The 25,663-nt window shown below is 41.1% G+C and carries 21 protein-coding genes; 11 read left to right on the forward strand and 10 right to left on the reverse strand.

Features of this window, described 5'->3' with window-relative positions; translation table 11 throughout:
• Positions 1–10: 10 nt before the first annotated feature.
• Complete coding sequence (gene thrS, locus HEQ19_04565; GenBank protein WYL98901.1) at positions 11–1,840, reverse strand: threonine--tRNA ligase; 1,830 nt, start codon at positions 1,838–1,840, stop codon at positions 11–13.
• An 878-nt stretch (positions 1,841–2,718) separates the two neighbouring features.
• Between thrS and HEQ19_04570 the strand changes: the two genes are divergently transcribed.
• Together HEQ19_04570 and HEQ19_04575 are read left to right on the forward strand one after the other, a co-directional pair.
• Positions 2,719–3,027, forward strand: a complete 309-nt coding sequence (locus HEQ19_04570; GenBank protein ID WYL98902.1) for a DUF2605 domain-containing protein — start codon at positions 2,719–2,721, stop codon at positions 3,025–3,027.
• 308 nt (positions 3,028–3,335) lie between these two features.
• Positions 3,336–3,665, forward strand: a complete 330-nt coding sequence (locus HEQ19_04575) for a DUF2973 domain-containing protein (protein WYL98903.1) — start codon at positions 3,336–3,338, stop codon at positions 3,663–3,665.
• Between the two features lie 143 nt (positions 3,666–3,808).
• On the opposite strand, the gene HEQ19_04580 is transcribed toward HEQ19_04575, so the two are convergent.
• Entirely contained in the window at positions 3,809–3,976 is a 168-nt protein-coding gene (locus HEQ19_04580) for a hypothetical protein (protein WYL98904.1), read from the reverse strand.
• A gap of 63 nt (positions 3,977–4,039) precedes the next feature.
• Between HEQ19_04580 and HEQ19_04585 the strand changes: the two genes are divergently transcribed.
• From HEQ19_04585 to HEQ19_04600, 4 genes are all read left to right on the forward strand, one after another.
• The gene (locus tag HEQ19_04585) at positions 4,040–5,263 is read left to right on the forward strand and encodes a transposase (protein WYL98905.1); all 1,224 of its coding nucleotides are present in this window, start codon (positions 4,040–4,042) and stop codon (positions 5,261–5,263) included.
• Positions 5,264–5,401: 138 nt separating this feature from the next.
• Positions 5,402–6,058, forward strand: a complete 657-nt coding sequence (locus HEQ19_04590) for a hypothetical protein (GenBank protein WYL98906.1) — start codon at positions 5,402–5,404, stop codon at positions 6,056–6,058.
• A 97-nt stretch (positions 6,059–6,155) separates the two neighbouring features.
• Positions 6,156–6,581, forward strand: a complete 426-nt coding sequence (locus tag HEQ19_04595) for a hypothetical protein (GenBank protein WYL98907.1) — start codon at positions 6,156–6,158, stop codon at positions 6,579–6,581.
• Positions 6,582–7,156: 575 nt separating this feature from the next.
• On the forward strand, positions 7,157–7,789 hold the full coding sequence (locus HEQ19_04600; GenBank protein WYL98908.1) for a hypothetical protein: 633 nt from the start codon (positions 7,157–7,159) through the stop codon (positions 7,787–7,789).
• On the opposite strand, the gene HEQ19_04605 is transcribed toward HEQ19_04600, so the two are convergent.
• Entirely contained in the window at positions 7,779–8,783 is a 1,005-nt protein-coding gene (locus HEQ19_04605; protein ID WYL98909.1) for a CHAD domain-containing protein, read from the reverse strand. The genes HEQ19_04600 and HEQ19_04605 overlap by 11 nt on opposite strands.
• A 294-nt stretch (positions 8,784–9,077) precedes the next feature.
• Between HEQ19_04605 and HEQ19_04610 the strand changes: the two genes are divergently transcribed.
• Positions 9,078–10,325 (forward strand): DUF262 domain-containing protein, encoded by a 1,248-nt coding sequence (locus HEQ19_04610; GenBank protein ID WYM03256.2) that lies wholly within the window; start codon positions 9,078–9,080, stop codon positions 10,323–10,325.
• Positions 10,326–10,340: 15 nt separating this feature from the next.
• Positions 10,341–11,216, forward strand: a complete 876-nt coding sequence (locus HEQ19_04615; protein WZI67108.1) for an MAE_28990/MAE_18760 family HEPN-like nuclease — start codon at positions 10,341–10,343, stop codon at positions 11,214–11,216.
• Between the two features lie 406 nt (positions 11,217–11,622).
• Here the strand turns inward: HEQ19_04615 and HEQ19_04620 are convergent, their stop codons facing one another.
• Complete coding sequence (locus HEQ19_04620; protein WYL98910.1) at positions 11,623–12,027, reverse strand: NIL domain-containing protein; 405 nt, start codon at positions 12,025–12,027, stop codon at positions 11,623–11,625.
• Between the two features lie 149 nt (positions 12,028–12,176).
• On the opposite strand from HEQ19_04620, the gene HEQ19_04625 reads away from it, so the two are divergent.
• A complete protein-coding gene (locus tag HEQ19_04625) occupies positions 12,177–12,767 on the forward strand; it encodes a thioredoxin family protein (GenBank protein ID WYL98911.1) in 591 nt (196 codons plus the stop codon).
• A gap of 256 nt (positions 12,768–13,023) precedes the next feature.
• Here the strand turns inward: HEQ19_04625 and HEQ19_04630 are convergent, their stop codons facing one another.
• From HEQ19_04630 to HEQ19_04645, 3 genes are all read right to left on the reverse strand, one after another.
• Positions 13,024–13,965, reverse strand: coding sequence for a sugar ABC transporter permease (locus tag HEQ19_04630; protein WYL98912.1), 942 nt, complete (start codon positions 13,963–13,965; stop codon positions 13,024–13,026).
• Positions 13,966–14,086: 121 nt separating this feature from the next.
• Positions 14,087–14,977: a DUF4058 family protein gene (locus tag HEQ19_04640; protein WZI67109.1), complete on the reverse strand. Its 891-nt coding sequence runs from the start codon at positions 14,975–14,977 to the stop codon at positions 14,087–14,089.
• Positions 14,978–15,189: 212 nt separating this feature from the next.
• Entirely contained in the window at positions 15,190–15,807 is a 618-nt protein-coding gene (locus HEQ19_04645; protein ID WYL98913.1) for a 4Fe-4S single cluster domain-containing protein, read from the reverse strand.
• A 421-nt stretch (positions 15,808–16,228) separates the two neighbouring features.
• Here HEQ19_04645 and HEQ19_04650 point away from each other — a divergent pair, with 421 nt between their 5' ends.
• Positions 16,229–16,912, forward strand: coding sequence for a response regulator (locus HEQ19_04650; GenBank protein ID WYL98914.1), 684 nt, complete (start codon positions 16,229–16,231; stop codon positions 16,910–16,912).
• Positions 16,913–16,983: 71 nt separating this feature from the next.
• Here the strand turns inward: HEQ19_04650 and HEQ19_04655 are convergent, their stop codons facing one another.
• Positions 16,984–17,250, reverse strand: a complete 267-nt coding sequence (locus HEQ19_04655) for a hypothetical protein (protein WYM03257.2) — start codon at positions 17,248–17,250, stop codon at positions 16,984–16,986.
• 35 nt (positions 17,251–17,285) lie between these two features.
• On the opposite strand from HEQ19_04655, the gene HEQ19_30670 reads away from it, so the two are divergent.
• A complete protein-coding gene (locus HEQ19_30670; GenBank protein ID WZI67110.1) occupies positions 17,286–24,434 on the forward strand; it encodes a PAS domain S-box protein in 7,149 nt (2,382 codons plus the stop codon).
• Here HEQ19_30670 and HEQ19_04690 read toward each other — a convergent pair whose 3' ends face one another.
• Positions 24,435–25,013 carry a WcaF family extracellular polysaccharide biosynthesis acetyltransferase gene (locus HEQ19_04690; GenBank protein ID WYL98915.1) on the reverse strand — a complete coding sequence of 193 codons (579 nt, stop codon included), beginning with the start codon at positions 25,011–25,013 and terminating at the stop codon, positions 24,435–24,437.
• A complete protein-coding gene (locus HEQ19_04695; protein WYL98916.1) occupies positions 25,000–25,596 on the reverse strand; it encodes a YdcF family protein in 597 nt (198 codons plus the stop codon). The genes HEQ19_04690 and HEQ19_04695 overlap by 14 nt, the downstream gene beginning before the upstream one ends.
• Positions 25,597–25,663: the final 67 nt, after the last annotated feature.

A 25,663-nucleotide genomic window follows, 5' to 3' on the forward strand; every position in this document is an offset into this window, starting at 1 on the left:
CAAAAAATCCCTAGAAGTTCTCAAATTTAGCGATCGCCTGTTTTAACTTATCCAATACCTCATCTACAGGTATAGTTCCCAACTCACCAGAAGCTCGTGTACGAATACTCAAGCTATTGGTTTCAACTTCTTTGGCTCCTACTACTGCCATTACGGGTATTTTATCTTTCTCGCCATTGCGAATTAATTTACCCAGGCGATCGCCACTCGTATCAACTTCGGCGCGGATACCCAATTCTCTCATTTTCCCTACTACTTGGTGAGCGAAATCCAGTTGGTCGTCACCCACTGGTAGCAATCTAGTTTGTACTGGCGCTAACCACAAGGGGAAATCCCCCGCGTATTCTTCAATCAAAATCCCAATCAACCGTTCCAAAGAACCAAAAGGCGCACGGTGGATCATCACCGGACGTTTGCGAACGCCATCTTCAGCCACGTATTCTAAATCAAAGCGTTCTGGCAAGTTATAATCTACCTGGACGGTTCCTAACTGCCATTCGCGCTCTAGGGCATCACTAAAGATAAAATCGAGTTTTGGACCATAAAATGCCGCTTCGCCAATTCCCTCAAAGTGTTCCATGCCCAATTGTTGCACGGCACGGCGAATTGCACCTTCGGCTTTATCCCAAACTTCATCGGAACCGATGTACTTATCACTGGCTGGATCACGAAAACTGAGTCTAGCTTTAAAATTCTTGAGTTGCAGTTTATTGAACACCGACAAAATCAAATCCACCACGCTGAGGAATTCGTTGTCTAGTTGTTCTGGGGTGACGAACAGGTGAGAATCATCCACCGTAAAACCGCGTACCCTGGTTAAACCGCCCAATTCCCCTGATTGTTCATAGCGGTAAACGGTGCCAAATTCTGCTAGTCGCATTGGCAATTCCCGATAAGAACGTAACTCACTCTTGTATATTTGAATATGGAAGGGGCAATTCATCGGTTTCATGACAAAACCTTGCTCCAAAGCGGCTGCTTCCTGATTCTCCGCCATTAAGGGGAACATATCTTCTTTGTATTTTTGCCAATGTCCAGAGGTTTTAAATAAATCTACTCTGGCGATGTGGGGTGTAACAACAGGCAAATAACCGCGTTTTAGCTGTTCCTGCTTGAGGAAATCTTCTAAAAGACTCCGCAACAGAGTTCCTTTGGGTGTCCACAAAGGCAACCCCGGTCCCACGAGGTCAGAAAATATAAATAATCCCAATTCCTTACCCAGTTTACGGTGATCTCGCCGTAGCGCCTCTTCTTTGCGCCGCTTATATTCAGCGAGTTGTTCTGGGGTTTCCCAAGCTGTGGCGTAAATCCTCTGTAACTGCGCCTTGGTTTCATCCCCACGCCAATAAGCGCCAGCAACGCTTTCTAATTCAATGGCTTTGGGGTTGAGTTCGCTGGTGTTTTCTACATGAGGTCCGGCGCACAAATCCCACCATTCATTCCCCAGGTGGTAAATTGTGATTGGTTCCTGTTTAATATCTGCCAGGATTTCTAACTTATACGGTTCTTTAATTTCCTCTATCCGGCGTTGGGCTTCTTCTCGACTGACTTCTTCTCGCAATACTGGTAATTTGCGATTGATAATCTTGATCATTTCTTTCTGTATGGCTTTCAAATCCTTATCGCTAAATGGATCAGGACTGTCAAAGTCATAATAAAAGCCGTTTTCAATCCACGGACCGATTGTAACTTGCGCCTTGGGAAACAGCTTTTGTACAGCCATCGCCATTACATGAGAAGCTGTGTGGCGAATCTTTTTTAACTTCTCCGATTCGCTAGTACGCGGTAAATACATTTTTTCAGGTTGTGCTGACTGATTGGGAGCAAGATTTGGCGACATTGGCTGCTGAACCGTTGGCGAAGTGATTCCTAAAGTAATTTATCAGTTGGAGTTCTGAAAAATCTACCCAAATATAACATGGGTTGATTTTCCTCGTTGCACTTTCTCATTTTCTCAGGACTGACTTCCGTGTCACATTTAAAGAATGGTGCGTGACGCCACAAGTCTTGTGACTACGTACAATATTTATTGCTGCTTCACGCACCCTACGATTATTATTGTGCCCCCAGAGTAGGTGCTGATTTTCTATCGAATGGGGGATATATTCATTGGCGAATTATGTATTTTGAATTTTGAATTAGGCTATGAAAATTTAGCTTCTGCTGGTGTGAAATATCCCTGTTTTGATACGGTTGCTTAGGTTTTGGTGCAGATGCGGCGTGGGGAAGGAGGACAGGGGGATTGAGGCGCTTGGGCTAAATCTTACAGCAGTTTTCACGTAGTTGAACCACACTCTCAGGGCACAGCACTGCTGTGCCCCTACGGCAAATGTGGTCTATTTACCTGAAAATAGCTGTAAAATCAGCTAAATCTTACAGCAGTTTTCACGTAGTTGAACCACACTCTCAGGGCACAGCAGTGCTGTGCCCCTACGGCAAATGTGGTCTATTTACCTGAAAATAGCTGTAAAATCAGCAATTTAAATGTACATTAAATCCATATTAACTTATTAAAAATTTAATTGCACCTATTCAAACGGAATATACGGACGCTCTACGGTTCTGTACAAACACCCTGGCAAGGATGTACAATTATAGTTGTAGCTTTTGCTACAGATTTTATGATCGTCTCTCTCCAAAGAGAGATTTTAAAAAAAATGTTAAGAATCGTAAACAGCGTTAAGATTAGTAAGAAAGTTAGAAGTATGCTTCTCATTTATGCAGGACTCAAATTTACCAGGGTCTGAGTTACTGAAAACGGTTTTGGAGCCGCTGTTTGAGGATTTTGAGTATTGGTTTACGCGATCGCGCCATTTTCTGGAAACTGAGCAAATCTCATTTATGAGTGACCAGGAGCAATCTGAACTGCTATTGCGAGTCAAGCAAGCACAGGAGGAACTAAAAACCGCGAAGATGCTGTTTACTGCAACTGATGGTCAAGTCGGGATTGAGATGACAACGTTGATGCCGTGGCATCAATTAGTAACAGAATGCTGGAAAATAGCCTCACGCTTCCGTCAGACATAATTCGTCTGAGGATTGGCTTTGGCAGATGGCAAACTGCGCTAAACTGTTTAACTACAGCAAAACGTTGGATAATTTCCATAGATATTCGCCAAATATTAACAAAATTTGAGTTAACAAACAAAATAATGTATCTCATGCTACCGTTTTATTAGCTAGTGCCGCTTGATACATTTGCCCATATAAAAATAGACGCCTCAATATGGCGTTGATTTTTCGAGCTAGCCGTTAGTCACCCTATCGGCGAACAAAACCGTTAAATTCGTTAAATTATAAAGTTTTAAAACTCGCTTCTCTTGGAGGAAACCCCGATGCTACACCTGCTTTACATTCTCGCTTTTACAATCCTTGCATTTATTGCTGTTGGTAATTTAATTCGCAATCTGATCATGTTTAGTTTTGATCGAGAGGGGACTTATCCCGCGAAATATTCGTCAATGAATAATCAAGGCAACTTTGGCTATCCGTCATCAAGAAAACAGTTTACACCTCATCCAGAGTTATTAGATAGCGCCGGAAATTTAATCAAAGAGCCGTTATTGGTGATGCGTTCGATCAACGTTGAAGATGCTCGGGAACAACTTGATGCTCTTTATGAAGCTTCCCCAGCACATAAGGTGGAGAACCAAGAAGAAGGTTAAAAAGTTCGGAGTTTAGTCATTGGTGATTGCTGATTGGTGATTGGAAGTCGGTGGGAAACTCCATCTCGCTGTGGGTGGAGTTTTTTATGCGGTTTTTTCTACGGGTTTGAAACTGTAATCTAAATTCTGGACAAACCTACCCATTATTGCTCATTTTTGGGTAGGTTCTCTCTAGCCATGCGCTCTATAACATCACTAAGGCTTGATGCTTTCATGTCTATTTGCTTTTGCTCTAACCATTCAATAGCTGTTTGAGTCAAAGTCATCGTAAATCTTCTTTTTTCTTCTGCGTAAATTTTCTTTCTAGCCATGTTGTTATTTTTGAATAACTCATATATAATATGAGTGTAACAACATTTGAGAGGTCGAGTCAAATGCAATTAGTTGAAAAGCACATTATTAGCCGACAGCATAAGTTTTGGAAAGAATGTGATTACCTAGCTTTACAATCCAAGCATCTTTACAATGCTGCTACCTATATTCAACGTCAATACTTTTTTGAAACTAAAAAGTATTACAACTCAATTGATATTTACCACCAAACCAAGAATTTAGAAGCATACCGATATCTACCAACGAAGGTTAGTAAACAAATAGTGCGTAGAGTTTCAGAAGCTTGGAAAGGTTGGTTAGCAGCGTTAAAAGATTGGTCAAAACATCAGGGTAAATATCTTGGTCAACCCAAAATGCCAGGATACAAACATAAAGAACGTGGCAGAAATGTTGTGATTTACCCAATAGATGCAATATCAAAACCAGCATTAACTAAGGGTAGTGTTAAACTTTCACAGTCAAACATTCAATTACAAACAAAGGCTAAAGATGTAGACCAAATAAGGATTGTACCTAAGCTAAATCATTATGTTATTGAAGTTGTTTACACAGTCAATGAGTCTGTTAAGTCAACAGGTAAGTACAGTGCTGGTGTAGACCTTGGCTTAAATAATTTGATGGCTACAACTTCCAATCATCCCGGTGTCAAGCCGTTATTGATTAATGGTAGACCATTGAAAAGTATTAACCAATTCTTCAATAAAAGAGTGCGATTAGCGCAATCAATAGAAGCTTGGAGACAGGTTAAAGAATTAAATAGCAAGCGTGATAGAAGGATTGATAACTATCTCCATACTGTTAGCCGTAGGGTGATCGATTGGTGTCAGTTAAATGATATTGGTCAATTAATTATTGGCAATAATTCAGGATGGAAGCAAGATATTAATATTGGCAAAAAGAACAATCAACAATTTACCAAAATACCTCACGCTAAATTAATAAATCTACTAACTTATAAAACCAAGCTAGCTGGTATTGATGTTGTAATTACTGAAGAAAGCTACACTTCAAAAGCCAGTGCATTAGACGGTGATAAATTACCTGTTTACAGAGAAAAATCAGATAATAAACCCGTTTTTAGTGGCAAGCGTATTCAAAGAGGTTTATACAAAACTTCCAGTGGTAAAATAATTAATGCTGATACCAATGGAAGCTTAAATATAGCCAGGAAAGTAATCCCAAACTTTATGAATGGGCTAGAGGGATTGCCGTTTATCCCTGTAGTTTTAGGACTTTGGACTAAAATTACAAACGTAGTTGTCTAGTATTGTCTATCCTTGGGTAGCTTTGTACAGATTCCTATGAGCGGTGCATAAACCAATCAAGGTCAACCTATTAAATCAGTGAAGGGGATGAAACCCAAACAACAGAACAACAAACACTGAAATTTTAGGACAATGACTATGAAATTCCGTCACTTAACCGGTTCTTTGCTAACTGCTACCGCACTTATTACCACTACACTACCAGCATTCGCCGGACCATTTGATGCACAGCCTGCGGGTATCTTCAGACCTGGTGTTCTGGCCCCTGCTGCAGGTGCAGGTAATGCAACTGCTACAACCCCCAAGCCTGGTGAACCGAGCAACACCAATGGTAATTCAGAAATCCAAGGATTAGGGGACCATAAATCTTGGGTTGACTCCAACACCTTAGCAAAAGACCCCCGCGCCCTGTGTAGCGATGTTGGTTTAGGAAATAACACCAGCAACAACTCTAGCAAACTGGTGATAGCTTCGTCTAACAGCGATCGCTCCAGTTCTTCCCGTAGCCACAATGATGGTGGTGGCGGTGGTGTTAGTTTTCTGGGAATTGGCGTTAGCGGTAGTGGTGCGAGTCAAGGTAGCCAAAATAATAGCCAATCAAGTAGTTCCACCAGCAACCGTAATCAAGAAAATAGCAACAGTTCATCAACAGTAGTTCAAGGTAAGAATTGTGATGCTTTCGTTAACGCCGCTGCTGCTAGAGATGCGAACTTTGAAGATAACCTCACCCGTCGTTATGAAATCAAAACAGGTCGCCGGGGACAGCAAGTAAATCAACTATTAGACAAGAAATAATTGACTGTTAACTGTCAACTTGAATTTTTAATTTTGAATTATCAAGACGCCGGGGTAAGCGCCCTGGCTATTGCTTTATATACCTTCAGGAGTAAGTATGAAAAGTCCACCAATTCTCAGAATTGTTATTTTGAGTGTAACTATGTTGCTGTCGGTAACAGCTTTCGCCAACGCCCAGACCCCATCGCGCAGAATTCGTGACTCGCAAATTCTGCCCTATTTGCTAGATCATCCGAATAATAACTCGTTGGTGAAAGTGCGTTGTGTTTCTAGAGAACGGCAGGAAGTAGATAGGAGTCGAGGTATCATCAGAGATCATCTTTTGCGACCAACACAGGGCGATCGCGTCACGATAGAAATCGAAGGGAATTGTCAGAATGTCAGAATTCGCGTGAAAGATGACTCCCAATCTCCTGATTTTCCGGTCTACAATCCTTACTTAGATAATTATCATCCTGATTTTGATGACTCTTGGCTCACTCGCGAAGGTTCTGGATGGTATTGGTTACTACATCATCCCTGACGGGGACTGGGGACACTTCGACAAGCTCAGTGCATCGCTGGGGAATGGGGAATGGGGAATGGGGACTGGGGAATACTCCCGAATCGGTCTTTGATTATTCTTTAGGACTTACGCACTGTACAAATTTGGCATGGTATGGTTTTACCAAAATACGTTATTTCAGGCTTTGATTACTCCCTTCCCAGTCTAAGATTACCTATAATTTTCCTTCTTCTCTACGAACGCGAGTGCGTGTCGAAGACAGACGCTCCGCGAATGCGCCTTTGCGCCTTTGCGCCTTTGCGTGAGCTAAAAATTATTTCCCTACGGGACGCTCCGCGTTCGCGTAGCGTCCCGTAGGGAACGGTAATCTTCCAGCGGTTCGGGAGTAATTATTAAACAGACCCGCGTTTTCGGGGTTTAGCAATGCTAAACCCCTACGACATCTCCGGTTTTTTGCAACTCATATTTTGTGTTTTTTGTCAATGCGTAAGTCCTATTCTTGTATCTGCATAAACTGAAAACTACAAACCTATTGATTGAGTGAAGGGGTTCAAACCTCGAAAACACTACTCACATCAAAGGAAGAAACGGTCATGAAAACACAAATGTTGTTGAGCCTTGCTTGTTCTCTATCTCTGTTGGGTGCGGTTACATTACCAGCTACTGCTCAACCAGTTCCGCCTCAGCCCCAAGCAGTGAATCAAGATGTTACCATTCCTCAAGATACAGCAATTATCGTTTCATTTCCCGCGCCCGTTACCGTAGATGTCGGTCAAAAACAGGATTTTCCCCTGACGCTTCCTTTAGCTAATGCAATTAAAGATGCTAAAGGTAATGTTGTAGCGCCGGAAAATACGCCAGTAACCATTATCCTCAAACCTACTAATGGAGGGGCTAAAATTGTAGCACAGTCGTTGGTGGTTAATGGTCGAATTGTCTCGATTAAAGCATCAAGTCAGATAATTCCTGGCACTACTATTACCCAAAAGCGAGCTAATGATAAAGCTGTAGAAAATGGCTCTGTTTACGGTAGACTAGCTGGCAGTACCTTGGGCTTTTTGAGCAATGGCGACCCGGAACAATTTGACCGAGGCGCAATGCTAGGAAGCGCTATTGGCATAGTCACAGGTTTGCGTTCTGCAGAAAATACCCGCATTGTGCAAATTCCCCAAAGCAGTGTTTATGTTTTGTCCCTTGAGGCTCCAATCCAATTATCTAATCGCTAGTCTCACTTTCAGCATCCACGGCAACTTCATGAGGATGCATTACTGTTAAATGAAAGCCATACCTAGTTTCTGTTTTCAGATACCGCTCTTGTAATGGTTGCCATTGTTGCCATAATTGATAGCGATTTTCGGATAACAACTTAGCCAAACCGCTCAAATGAGTGTGCATTTCTGATCTCAAGACATCTTCGAGCCACTCACTTAAGACTACACTATCTTGCATTTGTCCCAAAATATCTTGGATACTTTTTACGTCGGCGATATAAGCCGCGTAAGACTCGCTGTATAAGTCACTAAACAATTCCATTTGATAGCGGACACGTTTGGCTTGTTTCCGCAAATCATGAAGAGTTTCGCCTTGTGTCGTCAAGTATTCTTCTATTTTTTTGGCTTCCCAGTCTGTTTGAATTTTTAACTGTGACTCTACAACTTGGGTGCCAACTAGCCAACCCGGATGTAGCAATAATTTACTTACTTCCGGTAAAAGTAAATCTGGTAAAACTTGCTGAATTGGTAAAGATGCTAAGGGGTGGTAAGTAGGTTTTTCTAACCACTCGTTAAATCCCTGTTTGAGAGACTTATAAGGTTCATCTTTGAATGTTGTCTCCACTGTGCTGAATGCATGTTCGCGTTGTTTCGCTAATGTCTCAAATGCTGTTTGTAAATATTTCTGTTCTTTGGAGGTTAAATGTGGTTTATACTGGGTTTCTAAGGTTTCTTTGAGGACATCAAAATCTCGGAGATGTCCGAGACGACGAGCGATTTTACCGATATTTTTATCGTTTACAGGCTTCGGTAAATTCAGCGCTAATTCAAATCTGCTGATGGCTGTACGCAGGCGACGCATCCCCACTCGCATTTGGTGTAGGGCTTCTGGATCTTCATCTTTCTTAACTGTTTTCTCCCACTTCAGGGTTTTCTTAAAGTGTTTTTGCAGCGCCTGGTAAGCGTAGTCTCCCAGGGTTTGGACTGTGGGTTTTGTTGCTAATTTCATAATTTATATGAATTGTCTATTTATTTGGATTATTGCATCATAACATTAGTGAAAAACTTGCATCTATATTTTAAGATTTTTTGCCAGGATACGTTATATTTTAAGGAATAAGCGCTATTTTTGTGTATACGCTAAAACAAAACGGCAATCGCGATGGTTCCACTAACATTGGTGACTGGAGAGTCGGGTATGGTCACAAGCAGCTGAATTACTTTTGCCTTTATAAAGAGTTATATTGGACTTATGAAAGCTTTGGAAGTATTAAGAAATGTTTCGCCAATATAATCCGTCCATGTGCAGTACCGTACTATTAAAAAAAATATCACCACAAAATTTGGAGCTTTCAGCATGATAGCAAATAGGTATTTAATTTCAGGCGAAACGTTTGTTTTACCAGATAAGTCGGGTATTTATCAAGTCTCCCTTTCAGACGATGAGATTAATGAAAAATACAAAAAGGGAGAGATAAGAATTGTAACGGAACAGGCTCGTTACCCACTTGATAGCATAGAAACTATGCTTGACAGTAAAAAGTATATCCTAAATCCTGAATACCAGCGCAGGAAAAGGTGGGACAATACTCGAAAATCCCGTTTGATAGAATCATTTATAATGAATGTGCCGATTCCACCTATCTTTTTGTATGAAGTAGATTACTCTATCTATGAAGTGATGGACGGCTTGCAAAGGCTAACAGCTATTTATGATTTTTACAAAGGAAAATTTAATTTGGAAGGATTGGAATATTGGCGAGAACTTAACGGTCGAAATTGTATAAATTTACCTGAACAAGTTAAAAGAGGAATAGATAGGCGTTATTTATCATCTATTGTATTGCTGCAGGAGACAGCAAAAAGTACAGAAGAAGCTGATTTTCTTAAGCAAATAGTTTTTGAAAGATTGAATAGTGGTGGAGAGAAACTAACTCCACAGGAAACAAGAAATGCCCTACGCAATGGCAAGTTTAATCAATTATGTATAAAGCTTGCTCAAAATGATTCTTTCCGTAAAATGTGGAAACTACCTTTAGAATCCGAAGGAGAAGAAAAATTACTTGAAAGTGAATCTTATCGCAAAATGGAAGATGTCGAATTGGTTTTGCGATTCTTTGCTTATCGCCATATAGCTAACTTCAAATCTCCAGTGGATAAGTTTTTAGACGACTATTTAAAACAAGCAAATAATTATCTTGACGAAACAATAAAAAATCTTGAGAATCTTTTTAATGAAACTATTGATTTGGTTTATTCAATCTTTGGAGATGCAGCTTTTATACCACCAAAAGAAAAGCGTGACAACAAAACACCAATAAAAACTGTTTATGATCCAATGATGCAGGTGGTTGCAAATAATATTGACAAAAAGGAAATTTTACTCAAAAATAGCCAATCCATACGGACAAACCTATACTCAGATAAAGAATTGCTATACGTCAAAGAAGAGAACAATAGACCACTTTTTGATGGTAGATATAATAACAAAAAAGATGTAGAAGCACGCATAAAATATTTCCAGGAATTTCTACAAGGTTTTACCTCATAAACTTAGGTAGAAATTATGAATGCAACGTCATTGGAGAGCTTCAAAAAAGAAATAAATCAAGTACGAGAATATTTTAAACATATTCAATATGTGGATAATATGGTGGCTTGTGCTGTGTCACCGACTGATAGTGAGGAAATTAAAGTCTTATTAAATAAGTTAAAAGACCATCATAGAAGTTTCAGAACAGATAAAAAGATATTTGAATACAAAGCATCTATTATTTCGCTTTATGGCTTACTAGAAAAGCATGTAGAAACTTGGATTAAAGAATATCTTGATTCACTTGCAGTTTTAGCTATAGACTATAACAATATAGATGAAAAAATTAGAAACAATCATTTTGAACTTTCTTTGAAACTAATAAACACTATTGCTAGTAGAGAAAGTGCTAAATATCAGCATCTCACCAAAGAACAAGTTTTAAAAAAGCTGAATGAATGTATCGTAAATCCTGCAAGTTACAAATTCAATACAGAAGCATTTGTTCTTTTATCAGGTAATTTAAAACATAAACAAATTGTAAAAATATTTGATCTGATCAGTGTGAACTTAAATGAAGAATTAAAAAAAAATAGAACAATAATTCAGTATTTTGAAAATGATAGAGGAATTACAAACATTTCAAATAAAAATACAGATACTTTATACAATAAAATCAACGATTTAGTTGAAAGGAGAAATCAGATTGCTCACGGTTCAGAGACATTAGATAATATTTTAGATATATCGGAATTGGAACCTTATATCCAATTTTTGGAAAAATATTGTCAAGCGATTTTTGAAATATTGTCTGAGGAGCTTATCAAAAAAGAATCAATTTATACATTTCAAAAGATAGAAAACGTAGTGAAAATTTTTGGGAATAAAATATTGGCGTTTGAAATTTAAAATTATACGATAAAAGTTGGAAATATACTGATTGTTGAAACGATAGAAGGTAAATTTTTTAAAAAAACTATCTTGACAATTCAATTAAATAAAGAAACACATACAGAACTTAGAATTACAGAAAAAAGAAATATTGCTATTAGTGTTGAGCCTAATATCAAAGAAAATCAAAAATTCTACATAGTAAAACAATAATTCCAGTCACTGTTCCGCAACCCAACCTACAGGGGTGAAGGTTTTTGGCGCTAACACCAAGTTTTACAGAAGGGCTAAAGAGCCGTAGTTACAGCCATTTTCAGGTAAATAGACCAGGCTTTTGGGGCGCAAGGCCTTGCGCCCCTACGAAGATCTGTGGTTATTGCGTGAAAATTGCTGTAATTTGGTGTAGGACGGGAATGAAGGCTAGTTAAAGATTAGTTGAGATTGCCTGGACGGGACAGGTGGGGATACACTGTTCACAGACAATGCAGCGCGATCGCGTGAATGTGAGCTTAAAAGTTTCCTCTTTGAGGGTGAGGGCTTCGGTAGGACAAACCCCAGTACATAAGCCACAGTGGACACAGACATCTTCATCAATTGCGATTTCGCCTAAAGAATGGGAAACGTTGATATGCTGCGATCGCATCCACTCAATAGCTGCATCTAACTGATCGATATCCCCGGATAGTTCCAATACTAGTTTACCAATTTGATTTGGGGCTACTTGGGCGCGGATAATATTTGCAGCTACGTTAAACTCTTTTGCCAGTCGGTAGGTAACTGGCATTTGAATGGCCCGTTTGGGAAAGGTGAGGGTGACTCGTTTTTTCACGGATGTAGCAGAGGTTGTTTCTGTTCTAGTTTAATAGGTTGGTTTTTAGCACCGCTGAGGGCGCCCTGAGTAGAGGTATAACATTGCTAAACCCTGGGAAAGGTTAGACTAGAGAATGAAAGTGCTTAATAAGTTTTAATAATTTTGTTATGACTACAGATTCACCTGTGAATGCTCAAGAAAACCCTAGTAATGGGGCCAGGGTCAGAAATTTCTTAATTGCAATTGTGGCGATCGCCCTCAGCGTTGCCCTATTCTTAGGATTGCGAAGTGAGACAACCTCCGTTTCCCTCTCCAAGTTAGACCAGGCGTCCACACCCCTAGAGATGGCCATTAGCAACGGTAAACCCTCCCTAGTAGAATTTTACGCTGATTGGTGTACTGTCTGCCAAAAAATGGCCCCAGATATCGCCCAGATAGAACAGCAGTATGCTGACAAGGTGAATTTTGTCATGCTAAATGTAGATAATAACAAATGGCTACCAGAAATGCTGAAATATCGGGTAGATGGGATTCCCCATTTTCTGTTTTTGGGTAAAAATGGAGACACTATTGCCCAGGCGATCGGCGATCAACCCCGCACAGTCATGGCCAGTAATTTAGAAGCTTTGGTGACTGATTCGCCTTTACCTTATGCTCAAGCAAGTGGTAAAACTTCGCAATTTTCTGCACCAGTCGCACCAACAGCTAGTCAAGATGATCCTCGCAGTCATGGTAGCCAAGTCGTAAATGGTGGATAAGTTGCGCTTGAGATTGCTCCCTTCCCTTTCTTTAATGGGCGTTGCTGAATCGGAGTATGAATGGACAATTTTCGAGATGACTATAGCGCTTCTCATTCAGATGAGGTACAATATTATATCGCTAGGTGTAGGGGCACGGCAATGCCGTGCCCCTACGGGTGTACCGCACTAGGCCGGGAAACGCTATAAACAACAATTCTTTGCGTCTTTGCGCCTTTGCGCGAGACTAATTCATACTTTAAATCAGCAACGCCCTTTAATCTTGTAGTGGTGCGGGAGATTCAACCCTACCCTGCTGATTGATGACCAATCGCAGAACTGATAGCCCCAAAATGATTAAAAATAAAACTAGCCCAATTGTACAAGCATAGCTAATTTCTAAGTTGCTGAATGCTTGCTCATAGAGATAGTAAACAATTGTTTTGGAGCTATCGAGTGGTCCGCCTTGGGTCATAATGTATACTTCTTCAAAAACTTTGGTAGCAGAAATCGCTGAAATCACCGCCACTAGCGCCAGATAAGGTCTCATTAAGGGTATGGTAATCTCCCAGTGTTGGCGGATACCATCTGAGCCGTCAATGGCTGCGGCTTCGTACACATCGGCGGGTATTGATTGCAACCCCGCTAAGTAAATCACCATATAGTAGCCGAGTCCCTTCCAGATGGTAACAGCCATGACGCTGGCTAGGGAAATTGGCACAAGGCCAAACAGTTTGTCTGGACTAGTTAACCAAGGAATCCCTTCAGGAAAAATACCTAAACTTTTGAGAAACTGATTGAGCAACCCGTTTTCTGCATACAACCATTTCCAGGCTATCCCCGCCACTACCATTGAAATTACGACTGGGGTATAATATGCAGTTCTAAACCAATTCATTCCCCGCAATTTCTGATTTACTAAAATTGCCAACCCTAGAGGCGCAATTACCAAAATGGGGACGACACCAACAAGATAGAGAAAAGTGTTTTCTAAGGTTTTCCAAAAAACTGCGTCTTTCCATAGACGGAAAAAGTTAGTTAATCCAGCCCATTGCGCCGGCTGTCCCAAATCTTCGTAGCTGGTAAAACTGAGGTAAAATGCTTGGAGTGCAGGCCAAAATACGGTTAACCCCAAGAGAATCAACGCAGGGAGCAAAAATAAATAAGGCGTCAATCGTTGTTTGAGCAACATCCTATCTTTGGGCGACAATTGATTCATAGGGGAGTTTTCAAAACCTAATTAGGATTGCTATATAGGGGTTATCAGTTGAGTCCAATACAGTCTTTTGGGCAGGGCAGTGCCGTAGCCCTAGACGCGATGATACAATAACTTGGATAGTTCAAGTCCTTAACCCTTGTTCGCGTAAAAGGGTTAAAGACCATACAGCATCTTCTAAGTTTAAGGGTGGTACTGGTTCTTTATTATAATCAATTGCTAAATAATATCTGGCACGATTGTATAGCGTTTCTCGCCCTAGTGAGGTACATCGGTAAGGGCACGGCAGTGCCGTGCCCCTACATCGCGTGATACAATTTTGTACCTCATCTGAATAGGAAGTGCTATATATACCATGCAATAAAGATTGCAAATCTAGAATCGGTTCTGTATCTTCTGACTGTAAAGGTAATGGAAATACGGGAATTGTTTCTCTGATACTAAATCCGTATAATTTAGCTTGAGGACGTGTTTCACTTCTACTAACAAGAATTTGATAATCTGTTCCAGGAAATTGCCCTAAAATTGACATGGGTTTTCCAGTTCTGAGTAAATCAATTTCGACCAAGTGAGAAAGACTAGCTAAAACCTGTTTGCGTTTCAGTTCATACGCTTTTCTACCCTCGCCTGGGCGTTTATTTTTAGGAGATAAAATTTCGATAGATGTCACCACAAAACCTGTAGAAACCTCTCTAATTTCCAAGTAATTTTCCGTAATATGTTCAGGTAAAGGTATCATCACCGTAATGCCTTCTGATGTCGCTATTTGGGTAGCAGTTGATGAGTATTGCTGGGGTGATGTTTGTTGAGAAAAAACAGAAACACCTGGTATACCAACTAATACAGAATCCGAGTCATCACTTAAATAAGTACGTTGTTCAATAGCAACTCGATATTGTGGGGGAATATTTTCCTCAATCGTATCGGTGATCGCTGTAATTAATCGATGATGTACTTCTGAGCAAAACACAGGATTTTCTAAATAAGGATTCATTCCGGGAAATGGAGAATTCATAGTTTTAATCTCGTGACATCTCCTACACTGAACCGAAAATATTCATAACCAACATCGCAACATTGGTGACAAATGCCTTAATGTTCATAATTGCTTGTGGAGTCGGACTTCCAGTCCAAGATCAAGGTGGTCCGGGAAGATACCAACCCCACAAGATTGGATGAATTATTTTTTACCAGTCGGTTAATGTTGGCTCATCAGCAAACATCACCTCAAGTCAATTCCAATATACCTTGATAACCTGTGACAATGCGGTTTCCATCTTTAAGGATATGAATCTCTATCTGGTCACTCGCCCAGGTAATCTGGTCTTTAAAGTCGGGGTTAAATATATGAACCTGTTGATTGCTGGAAGAAACTGGGGAGGTGGGAGAATGAATTGCGAGAGATTCCACAAATGGCCCGTCAATGAGGATATCTAGTTGTTCTAATAATTCTTGGGCACCTGGAGGCGCCGATTCTGACTGTAGCTGCTTCAAGGTGTAGCCAGTAAATGACATCACATTAAATCCCGCAGCTTTGAGTTTACGCGCCAAAGATGCTAATGCAGGTGCTTGCGAAAATGGTTCACCACCAGAGAAGGTGACGCCTGTATTGCGCTTGTTCTTCTGGATGTTCTCAAATAGGGTATCAATAGAAATCAGTTGGTTAACCTCAAATGACCAGGAGTCAGGATTAAAGCAGCCAGAACACTCTCGCGGACATCCTTGCACCCAAATGACTGCACGACAGCCAGGCCCGTTGACTTCTGATTCATCAACATAGCCCATAATATTCAGATAGCCAGGGGCGATTTCTAAGGTTGATGGGTTGGTGAGGTATTGTGGCATCTGTTTGCTCCTGTTGACAGTTTATGGTTGACGATTGACTCTTGACAACTGACAGCTGACTGCTTTTATTTTTTTAAAGTTCCCTTAGGGACTGACAAATAAAAAAATATACAATCCGTAGTGTGCGTCAGAGCGAGAAACTTTTGACATAGCTAGAAATTATTTGTACTGACGCACCCTACTGTGGATAATTTAATTTCTGGAAGTCCCTTAATCGGGTTCTTGCGTACTTAGCGTGCTGAATTTGTTAAAAAATAAGTTTGAAACCCTTGCCTGGCTCCGATAAAAGCCATTATTTTTTGTATTTGAGCTACTGTTACTAAAAATCAAATTATAAACGCCTATAAGCCTTGTTATTAAAGCAATTTAATCGACTTTCATTAATAATTAAGCACGCTATACACGCAAGAGCCGAATTTTAGTGGTTGATGACAATCAAGAAAACGCTAAACTGCTAGTAAAATGGCTACAAACGATTGGTTTTGAAGTACGGGAAGCAGAAAATGGTGAAAAGGCGATCGCAATTTGGGAAATTTGGCAACCACACCTGATGTGGATGGATACACGTATGCCCGTCATGAACGGTATCGAAGCAACTAGACAAATTCGAGCTAGGGAGACCGCTGCGGCTACAAGTCAGGTGGAAGGGCAAAATCCCTCTATTTCCCATCACCGCACCGTGATTATTGCACTCACCAGCAGCACTAGTGAGGAAAAGTTCCAGGAAATATTAGCCGCTGGTTACGATAATTTGGTTTGCAAACCAGCACCAGCAGCAGTGATTTTTGCAACAATGGCTGAATATTTAGATGTGAGTTATTTTTATGAAAAATTTCCTCTTTCTCGGAATTCTACCATTGAGCAATGTTATTCTATAAACAATATACCAACTTCAGATTTGATGCAACAATTGAGCAGAATGCCCAAAAACTGGATGAGACAGTTATATAATGCAGCTAACGAAGTTAATGAAGAGTTGATACACCACTTAATTACACAAATATCAACGAATCCCCTAACTTTAGCGGAAATTTTAACAGATTTAGTCAAGGATTTCCGTTTTGATATCATCGTTAGTTGTACTCAGGCACTGCTCAATGATTAACAAATAAATATAACTCATGGAGGTCGGGCACTGATGGGACATAGGAAAAAGATGGTTACATTTATATTCGCCTAGTTAATGATACATATTCCCCAACCACCAATAACAAATGAGTAATGAGTAATGAGTAATGAGTAATGAGTAATGAGTAATGAGTAATGAGTAATGAGTAATGAGTAATGAGTAATGAGTAATGAGTAATGAGTAATGAGTAATGAGTAATGAGTAATGAGTAATGAGTAATGAGTAATGAGTAATGAGTAATGAGTAATGAGTAATGAGTAATGAGTAATGAGTAATGAGTAATGAGTAATGAGTAATGACAAGTTAGCTTTCATGGTGCATAAATACGTAACTCAAAACTAGAATTGATATGGCAATCAATGAACAGCAAATCAAAATATTGTTAGTTGATGATAAGCCAGAGAATTTGCATTTTTTATCCGAAATTCTCATTCGCGAAAATTATAAAGTACAACGGGTAATTTCTGGAAAACTAGCAATCAATGCTGCTTTAGCTTCTCCCCCAGATTTGATTTTACTAGACATTCTCATGCCAGATATTGATGGATATGAAGTTTGTCAATATCTCAAATCGCAAAAGAAAACTCAGGAAATCCCGATAATTTTTCTCAGTGTACTGGAAGAATCATCTGAGAAAGTCAAAGCATTTCGCTTAGGTGCTGTTGACTATATAACTAAACCATTACAAGCTGAAGAAGTTTTGGTTCGAGTCCAAAATCAACTGACTATTCAAAATCTCCAAAAACAACTAAAAAACCAAAATTACCAACTAATTTGGGAGGTAGAAGAGCGTCAACGGGTTGCTGTCAAGTTAAAAAATCAAAATCAACAAATAGAGTCTATTTTAAATACCGCTAAAGTGGGAATTTGTCTGACGGATGAAAACGGATATTTTGTACAAGTAAATCCCGCATATTGTGAACTTTATGGCTTGAGTCGCGGCGAAATCATTGGGGAACAATTTACAACAGTACATTATCCAAATGCCACAGTTGAAGAAAAATTTAATTTAATTCAGCAATATAAAAATTTTATCAGCAATCGCAGCAACCATAAAAAACAAGAATTTAATATTACCCGTGCGGATGGTTCTCAGCTAAATGTTGAGATTACCCAAGGGATGTTTCAAAAAGATGATGGTAAGTTGTTTGTCGTCACGACCTTGATAGATATCAGTGAATGGCTAGCCGCACAGCGCGAACGCCAACTCGCCGAGGAAGCCCGCAAATCCCGCGAAGGATACTTAGCAGCCCTTGTAGAAGTTCAACATACGTTGCTGAGTTTTGATGGCACCAACAAATGCTACAAAAAAATCCTGGAGATTCTCGGACAAGCATCAAAAGCAAGTCGTGTATACCTGTTTGAAAATCATCGAGCCGCAGATGGGGTCTTGCTGATGAGTCAACGGGGTGAATGGTGCGATCTGGGTATTCATCCAGAAATTGACAATCCCGCGCTGCAAAACCTTGCCTATGACGATTTTTATCCAGGCTGGGCTGCGTCATTGTCAAAAGGCGAAATCTTCTGTGCTATAGTGGCAGAATTACCCAAATCTGCCAGAGAGATTTTAGAACCCCAAGGCATTTTTTCGATGTTGGTGTTACCGATTATCGCCAAAGGGGAGTTTTTGGGCTTTATTGGCTTTAATAATTGTGTGACACCAAGGTTGTGGGAAGCATCGGAAGTATCACTTTTGCAAGCAGCAGCAGCAGCGATTTCCATTGTCCTGGAACGCAAACAGGCTGAGGATGCGCTGCAAAAACAACTTAATCGCAGCAACTTAATCAGAGAAATTTCGTATAAAATCCGCTCACAATTAGATACGCAAAATATCTTGGAGACAGCGACCACACAAATAGGTGCGGTTATGGGAGTCAGTCGCGTACTGATTCATTTATACATAGATTCACCAATTCCCAAAATTCCCATTTTGGGTGAATTTTTGGCTTCCGGCTATGGCTCAATGATGAATCTGGAGGTGCCTGTTGAGGGTAATCCCCACATCCTACAGGCATTATCGCAAGACAAAGCGATCGCCTGCACAAATGTTTATACTGAACCGCTGTTAGAAGATTTCCACCCAATATGCCGACAGTTAGAAATCCACTCGATGTTGGCAGTGCGGACTTCTTATCAAAGCCAACCCAATGGGCTAATATGTTTGCATCAGTGCGACCAACAGCGGCAGTGGACATCAGAAGAAATTGAACTATTAGAGTCTATCGCCGCCCAACTGGGAATTGCCCTAGCCCAAGCTCAACTACTAGAGCAAGAAAAACAAGCACGTGCTAAACTAGATAGACAAAATCTCCAACTCCAGCACGAAATAGGCGTTCGGCTCTCGGTAGAAGTAGCCCTAAAAGCAAGTGAAAGTAAATATCGCCACCTAGTTGAGACATCCCAGGACATTATTTGGTCAGTAGATATACACGGATTAATTACCTTTGTAAACCACACAGTCAAACTGATTTTCGACTACGAACCCGAAGAAGTTATCGGGCGAATATCTACTGATTTTGTCTTACCAGAACAATTGGCTTATACACAGGAACTTGTCGAGCAAGTCCTCAATGGTAAGCCTGTTTTTCAGCATGAGATGGCCTGCGTTGCCAAAAATGGTAACGCCATTTATCTGTTGTTTAATGCGATCGCCTTACGCAATGAAGAAGGCGCGATTGTCGGGATCACAGGCACAGCTAGCAACATCACAGACCGCAAACGGGCAGAACAAGCCCTACTATCAAGTGCCATCAAGCTCTGCAACCATAACCTAGTATTAACACAACTAACAAAAAATCCGATACTTTATCAAGGTGACTTGAAGGCCGCTTGCAGAGAAATTACAGAAGCAGGAGCGAAAAATATTGGGGTAGAAAGAGCCAGTATCTGGATGTATGGTGAAAACTGCACGTTTATGCATTGCGTTGATTTATTCGAGCAGAGTTCTCATCAACATAGTGAAAAACATTTACTGATAGAAGCCGATTATCCAGCTTATTTTCAAGCTTTGCACAGCGACCAACTAATCGCGGCCGATGATCCCTATACCGATTCCAGAACACAAGAACTTGGCGAGTCATACTTAAAACCATTCGCTATCACTTCCACGCTGAGTGTCCCCGTTAGGCTAGAGGGTGAAACTACAGGAATATTATGTTTGGAACAGGTGGGAGTTGTTCATCATTGGACCCTGGAAGACCAGAATTTTGCTCGTTCTTTGGGGAATTTAGTATCTTTAGTCCTAGAAGCACGAGAACGCAAAAAAGCAGAAGCAGCACGTCGAGCTTCCGAAGAAAAATTAGCATCAGCTTTTAGAGCATCTCCTGACCCAATTAGCCTGAGTATTTGGCCGGAAAATCGCTATATCGAAGTCAACGACAGTTTTTGTCGGTTTTTTGGTTATTCTCGTTCTCAGGTTCTCGGTCGCACCGAGGAAGAATTAAAGATTTTGGTAAATCCAGCAGAAACTGCTTTTCTGTTCGAGATTTTGCAACAGACAAAAGCCATTCGCAATCATGAAGTTGATGTCCGCACCGCGACTGGGGAAGTGAAAACAACGTTGTATAGTGCGGAAATGACGGAAATTGATGGACAACATTATATACTTAGTACAGCTAAAGATATCACAGAGCGCAAACAAGCAGAAAATGAAAGCCGACTGTTACTGTTAACCACCCAAGCAGTGAGTCGTGCTGTAGATGTCAACAGTGCCTTAGCCCTAGTTTTGCGTTTAATTTGTCAGAGCATCAACTGGCATTTTAGTGAAGCATGGATACCTAGCGATAGTGGCAATTTTTTAGAACACGCTTTAGCTTGGTATGGGCAGGACGATATTTTAGTAAGATTCTGCAACGAGAGCAAAACAGTCAAATTTCCTCTAGGTATAGGACTACCAGGACGAGTATGGCAGTCCAGACAGCCAGAATGGATTCCTGATGTGTCGGCGATCGCCGAGCCGGTGTTTCTGCGATCGCAATCAGCGGCACAAGTGGGATTAAAAGCTGGCTTTGGCGTGCCGATTCTGGCTGGTCAGGAAGTATTGGCGATTTTGGTGTTTTTTAAACGCAAATCAGCACCAGCAGATAAGCGTTTGCTTCTGCTTGTCAATGCCGTGGCTGCTCAATTAGGTGGGCTGATGCAACGTAAACTAGTAGAATCAGCCCATAGAATGAGTGAAGAACGTTTACAGCTAGCCTTAGAAGGTAGCGATTTGGGATTGTGGGATTGGAATATCAGTAAAAATAAAATGTATCGCGATTGGCGATGGAAAGCAATGCTGGGGTACAAAGAAGACGAAATTGATGATCATTCGCAAGCTGGTGATCAATTCGTACATCCAGAAGACTTACCCTTAGTCAACGCAGTGTTAAACGCCCATCTTGAAGGTGCTATTCCCGTTTATGACGTAGAATTTCGGATGCGCTGCGCCTCTGGGGTGTGGAAGTGGATTCAGTCTCGCGGTCAGATTTGTGAGTACGACAAACAGGGTTTACCATTACGGATGACAGGAACCCACAAAGATATTAATGAACGCAAAACCCTAGAACGAGAACTAGCGCTGCGAGAAGCGCGTCTCAATGCTTTTTTCAGCAGCGCTCCTGTCGGTTTGAATATTTTAGATGATCAACTACGGTTTGTGCAAATCAACGAACTGCTAGCAGATATTCATGGAGTACCACAAAAAGACCATATTGGCAAGAGCATCTATGAAGTTATACCACAGATTGCACCGATAATTGCACCATTGTACGAGCAGGTTCTCTTAACTGGTCAACCCATTCTCAACCAAGAAATGAGCGCTCCATCACCCACACAACCAGATGTGATGCGTTACTTCCTCAATTCTTATTTTCCCATTCCCTCAGAGGAAGATCGCCCCTCTGGTGTGGGTACAGTCATGGTAGAAATTAGCGATGTTTACGACCAGCTGCGGTTACGCAAACTGGCAGAATTGGCTGTGGAAGAAAGTAGACGGCGATATCAACTTTTAGCAGAAGCCTCGCCTGTGGGGATATTTCACGCAGATGTTGATGGCTATTGTTTATATTGTAATCAACGCTGGTGTGAGATTACAGGTCTTGAGCAACCAGAACCGCTAGGAACAGGCTGGAAAAAAGCCTTACATCCAGATGACCGTGAGATGGTGATTATGGCATGGCATCAAGCAGCAGTAGCCAAGGAGTTATATAAATGTGAACATCGTTATCTGCGTCCAGATGACACAGTTGTTTGGGTAATTTGTCAGGCGTTGCCAGAAATGGGGGATAATGGAGAAATTAAAGGCTTTATTGGGACAGTTACAGATATTACCGAGAGAAAACTGGCAGAAGAAGCCTTGCAAGAAAGTGCTGATCGAGAAAGAGCGATCGCCCAAGTAATTCAAAGAATGCGGCAAACATTAGATATAGAAACCATATTTACCGCGACAACCCAAGAATTACGACAAGTGCTAGACTGCGATCGCGTCCTTGTCTATCGTTTCAATCCCGATTGGAGTGGCGAATTTGTCGCTGAGTCGGTAGGAAGCGGTTGGATTTCGCTCATAGAGGAACACAAACATCACCCCGATCTGTCAGAGCGAGTGCTAGAAAACGGACGTTGTATCGTCAAACTTTTGCATGGTGTAGATAACCAGATAGAGGATACTTATCTCCAACAAACCCAAGGTGGTGCGTATAGCCAAGGTGTCAGTTACCGCTGCGTCTCTAATATCTATAAAGCTGGGTTTGACGATTGTTACATCAACCTTTTAGAACGCTTTCAGGCAAAAGCCTATATTACTGTCCCCATTTTATGCGGTAATCAACTTTGGGGATTATTAGCCAGTTATCAAAATTCCCATACCCGCCAATGGAAAACAGAAGAAATCAATATCGTAGTGCAAATTGGTAATCAGCTAGGAGTTGCATTGCAACAAGCACAATTGCTAGCAACAACTCAAAGACAGTCAGAAGCATTACAAGCATCTGTCATCGCTGCAGATGCTGCAAACCGTGCCAAAAGCGAATTTCTGGCTAACATGAGTCATGAACTACGTACCCCACTTAATGCTATCCTTGGTTTCACCCAAGTGATGAGTCATGATCATGCTGTATCCCCTGATAATCACAACAACTTAGCAATCATCAATCGTGCTGGAGAGCATCTACTTTCTTTAATCAACGACATCCTGGAAATGTCCAAAATTGAAGCAGGTAGAACCACCTTAAATATCAATAGCTTTGACTTAATTCGTCTTTTGAAAAACTTGGAAGAAATGTTACGTTTTCGTGCGGTTTCTAAGGAATTAGAACTCGTATTTGAATATGCACCCGGACTTCCCCAATATGTCCAAACCGATGAAAATAAACTGCGTCAAGTCTTGCTCAATCTCTTAGGAAATGCCATCAAATTTACTCAGACTGGTAGCGTTACCCTCAGAGTGGGACTGGGGACACTTCGACCGGCTCAGTACATCGCTGGGGACACTTCGGCAAGCTCAGTGCATCGCTGGGGACAAGGAGAAAATGGTCATCCCCCCCCTGTCTCCCCATCTCCTCATCTTTACTTCGAGGTAATTGACACAGGTATGGGAATTGCAACAGAGGAAATTAATTTGCTATTTGAAGCCTTTGGACAAACCGAAACTGGGAGAAAATCCCAACAGGGAACAGGATTAGGTTTAGCAATTAGCCGCAAATATGTAAAACTAATGGGCGGAAATATAACCGTTACCAGCACCCAAGGAATAGGAAGTAAATTTGCTTTTGATATTCAAATCAAAGAAGCCGTAGCCAGTGAAATTCAAAACACCCAAAATCAATTGCAAATTATTGGTTTAGTTCCAGATCAACCAGAATACCGAATATTAGTAGTTGATGATGTCAGAGATAGTCGCCTAGTCATAGTTAAACTACTGACATCTATCGGCTTTGCAGTGCGAGAAGCTACCAATGGTAAAGAAGCGATCGCCCAATGGTTGGAATGGCATCCACAGCTAATTTTTATGGATATGCGGATGCCTATAATGGATGGCTACCAAGCTACAGGAGTGATTAAAGCTACAAACAAGCATAAAGAAGAGACTTTGCGTCATCCCATCATTATTGCCTTAACAGCCAATGCTTTCGAGGAACAACGAGAAGCAATAATTAATGCAGGTTGTGATGATTTAATTAACAAACCCTTCCGTGAGGAAATATTACTAGAAAAACTGAGCGAATATTTGGGAGTAAAATATCTTTATCAACCAGAAAAAAATCAGATAGCAGATTTAAAGCAAAAAAACGCAGAAAAAATATTGACCACTGGTGATGTAGTGCCTTTGTTATCTCAAATGTCCCGGGAATGGCGACAACAGTTATACCATGCTGCAGCGATTTGTAGCGACAACCTGATTTTAGAGTTGATTGAGCAAATCCCCTCTGAACATTATTTGTTAAAAAAATATTTTACAGATTTAGCTCATGATTTTGAATTTGAGAAAATTATCGAAGTGAGTGGGATGGTTAGTCATTAGTCATCCTTGGGGTAAGTTGTGGACGCGATCGCCATTTAGCACATTTGTTCTCTTCTTGATGGGTTGAGCGGGGTTTCCTGCATAAATGATCATCGGCTCTAAAGACTTTCCCGTTACCCCACCGAGGGTGAGAACTGCGCCTTGACCAACGGTGACACCAGGACCAATTACCGACTTAGCAGCAATCCAACTACTCTGTTGAATATGGATGGGGGCAGGAATTAGTTTAAAATCGGGATGATTCCAGTCATGATTCCCCGTACAAAGATAGACGCCTTGGGAAAGACAAACGTGATTATCGATCACCACCGGTGCCAGGTTATCGATCCAGGTATCTTCCCCAATCCAAACAAAATCGCCAACTGTCAATCGCCAGGGAAACTTGACCCGCACACCTGATTTAATGCGGACACCTTGACCGATGCTGGCGCCAAATTTGCGGAGTACCCAAACCTTGATGATAGAAATGGGAAGCCAATAACTTTCAAGCATTGGCGACCCAAGAAAGTACCACAACAGTTGCTTCCAGTAGGGTGCGCCGGGGGTATAATTGCCAAGACTGTAGTTATCTAAACGCATATAATCGTTCATTGAGACGAGGGTTAAGACTGGCTCCAGTACGACCTGAGACAATCCACAGCAGGGAGCGACCACTATCACGAACTATGCGGAGCATGGATTCTCGAGGTTTCTGACTGGGGATGGAAACAGGGGTAAAGGTGATACCTTGGCTACCCAGAACGAGAGTGGCGATCGCCTTGGCTCTGGGCATGTGAAAATTAGAGGTAATTAGGTAGACGTGGTGAATTTGGCGTTCTTGAAAATCTGCAACTAGACTAGTAAAATTGGTAACAGTGTCAACAGCACGGTAATCAAGGTGTAGGCGGCTCTTAGGTATATATGCTTTGCTAAAAATGGCACGGGCTGAATCTGGCGGTTGACCACTGGAAACCCAGATGTCTAAACTGGGGTGGTTTTGGGCAAATTCGGCAGTGAATTCTTCCCTGTCTGGACTTCCGCCCAGGGTAAGGATAGCTTGGGGATGGGGAGCTTGGAAGGAGGCGATCGCAATTCGTGTAGGAATGAGGCTTAAGAATACGAAAATAATAGTTAATAGCGTAAAAATACCATATTTTTTGAGTCTTTGATCTAGCAGCTTCATAATCAAACTTAATCTGTACTTAGCCTCTTTAATTTAAAGTCCATGATGCCGATATGTAAGTAGCCCA

The organism is Gloeotrichia echinulata CP02, from assembly GCA_038087035.1.
In the GTDB taxonomy this organism is placed as follows: Bacteria; Cyanobacteriota; Cyanobacteriia; order Cyanobacteriales; family Nostocaceae; genus Gloeotrichia; species Gloeotrichia echinulata.

Coding starts and splice junctions, on each gene's coding strand:
- HEQ19_04595 (WYL98907.1), top strand. CDS start 6,156: ATGAAAAGTCCACCAATTCTCAGAATTGTTATTTTGAGTGTAACTATG.
- HEQ19_04630 (WYL98912.1), bottom strand. CDS start 13,965: ATGAATCAATTGTCGCCCAAAGATAGGATGTTGCTCAAACAACGATTG.
- HEQ19_04625 (WYL98911.1), top strand. CDS start 12,177: ATGACTACAGATTCACCTGTGAATGCTCAAGAAAACCCTAGTAATGGG.
- HEQ19_04645 (WYL98913.1), bottom strand. CDS start 15,807: ATGCCACAATACCTCACCAACCCATCAACCTTAGAAATCGCCCCTGGC.
- HEQ19_04585 (WYL98905.1), top strand. CDS start 4,040: ATGCAATTAGTTGAAAAGCACATTATTAGCCGACAGCATAAGTTTTGG.
- HEQ19_04695 (WYL98916.1), bottom strand. CDS start 25,596: ATGAAGCTGCTAGATCAAAGACTCAAAAAATATGGTATTTTTACGCTA.
- thrS (WYL98901.1), bottom strand. CDS start 1,840: ATGTCGCCAAATCTTGCTCCCAATCAGTCAGCACAACCTGAAAAAATG.
- HEQ19_04690 (WYL98915.1), bottom strand. CDS start 25,013: ATGCGTTTAGATAACTACAGTCTTGGCAATTATACCCCCGGCGCACCC.
- HEQ19_04655 (WYM03257.2), bottom strand. CDS start 17,250: ATGAAAGCTAACTTGTCATTACTCATTACTCATTACTCATTACTCATT.
- HEQ19_04640 (WZI67109.1), bottom strand. CDS start 14,977: ATGAATTCTCCATTTCCCGGAATGAATCCTTATTTAGAAAATCCTGTG.
- HEQ19_04590 (WYL98906.1), top strand. CDS start 5,402: ATGAAATTCCGTCACTTAACCGGTTCTTTGCTAACTGCTACCGCACTT.
- HEQ19_04615 (WZI67108.1), top strand. CDS start 10,341: ATGAATGCAACGTCATTGGAGAGCTTCAAAAAAGAAATAAATCAAGTA.
- HEQ19_04570 (WYL98902.1), top strand. CDS start 2,719: ATGCAGGACTCAAATTTACCAGGGTCTGAGTTACTGAAAACGGTTTTG.
- HEQ19_30670 (WZI67110.1), top strand. CDS start 17,286: ATGGCAATCAATGAACAGCAAATCAAAATATTGTTAGTTGATGATAAG.
- HEQ19_04600 (WYL98908.1), top strand. CDS start 7,157: ATGAAAACACAAATGTTGTTGAGCCTTGCTTGTTCTCTATCTCTGTTG.
- HEQ19_04605 (WYL98909.1), bottom strand. CDS start 8,783: ATGAAATTAGCAACAAAACCCACAGTCCAAACCCTGGGAGACTACGCT.
- HEQ19_04580 (WYL98904.1), bottom strand. CDS start 3,976: ATGGCTAGAAAGAAAATTTACGCAGAAGAAAAAAGAAGATTTACGATG.
- HEQ19_04575 (WYL98903.1), top strand. CDS start 3,336: ATGCTACACCTGCTTTACATTCTCGCTTTTACAATCCTTGCATTTATT.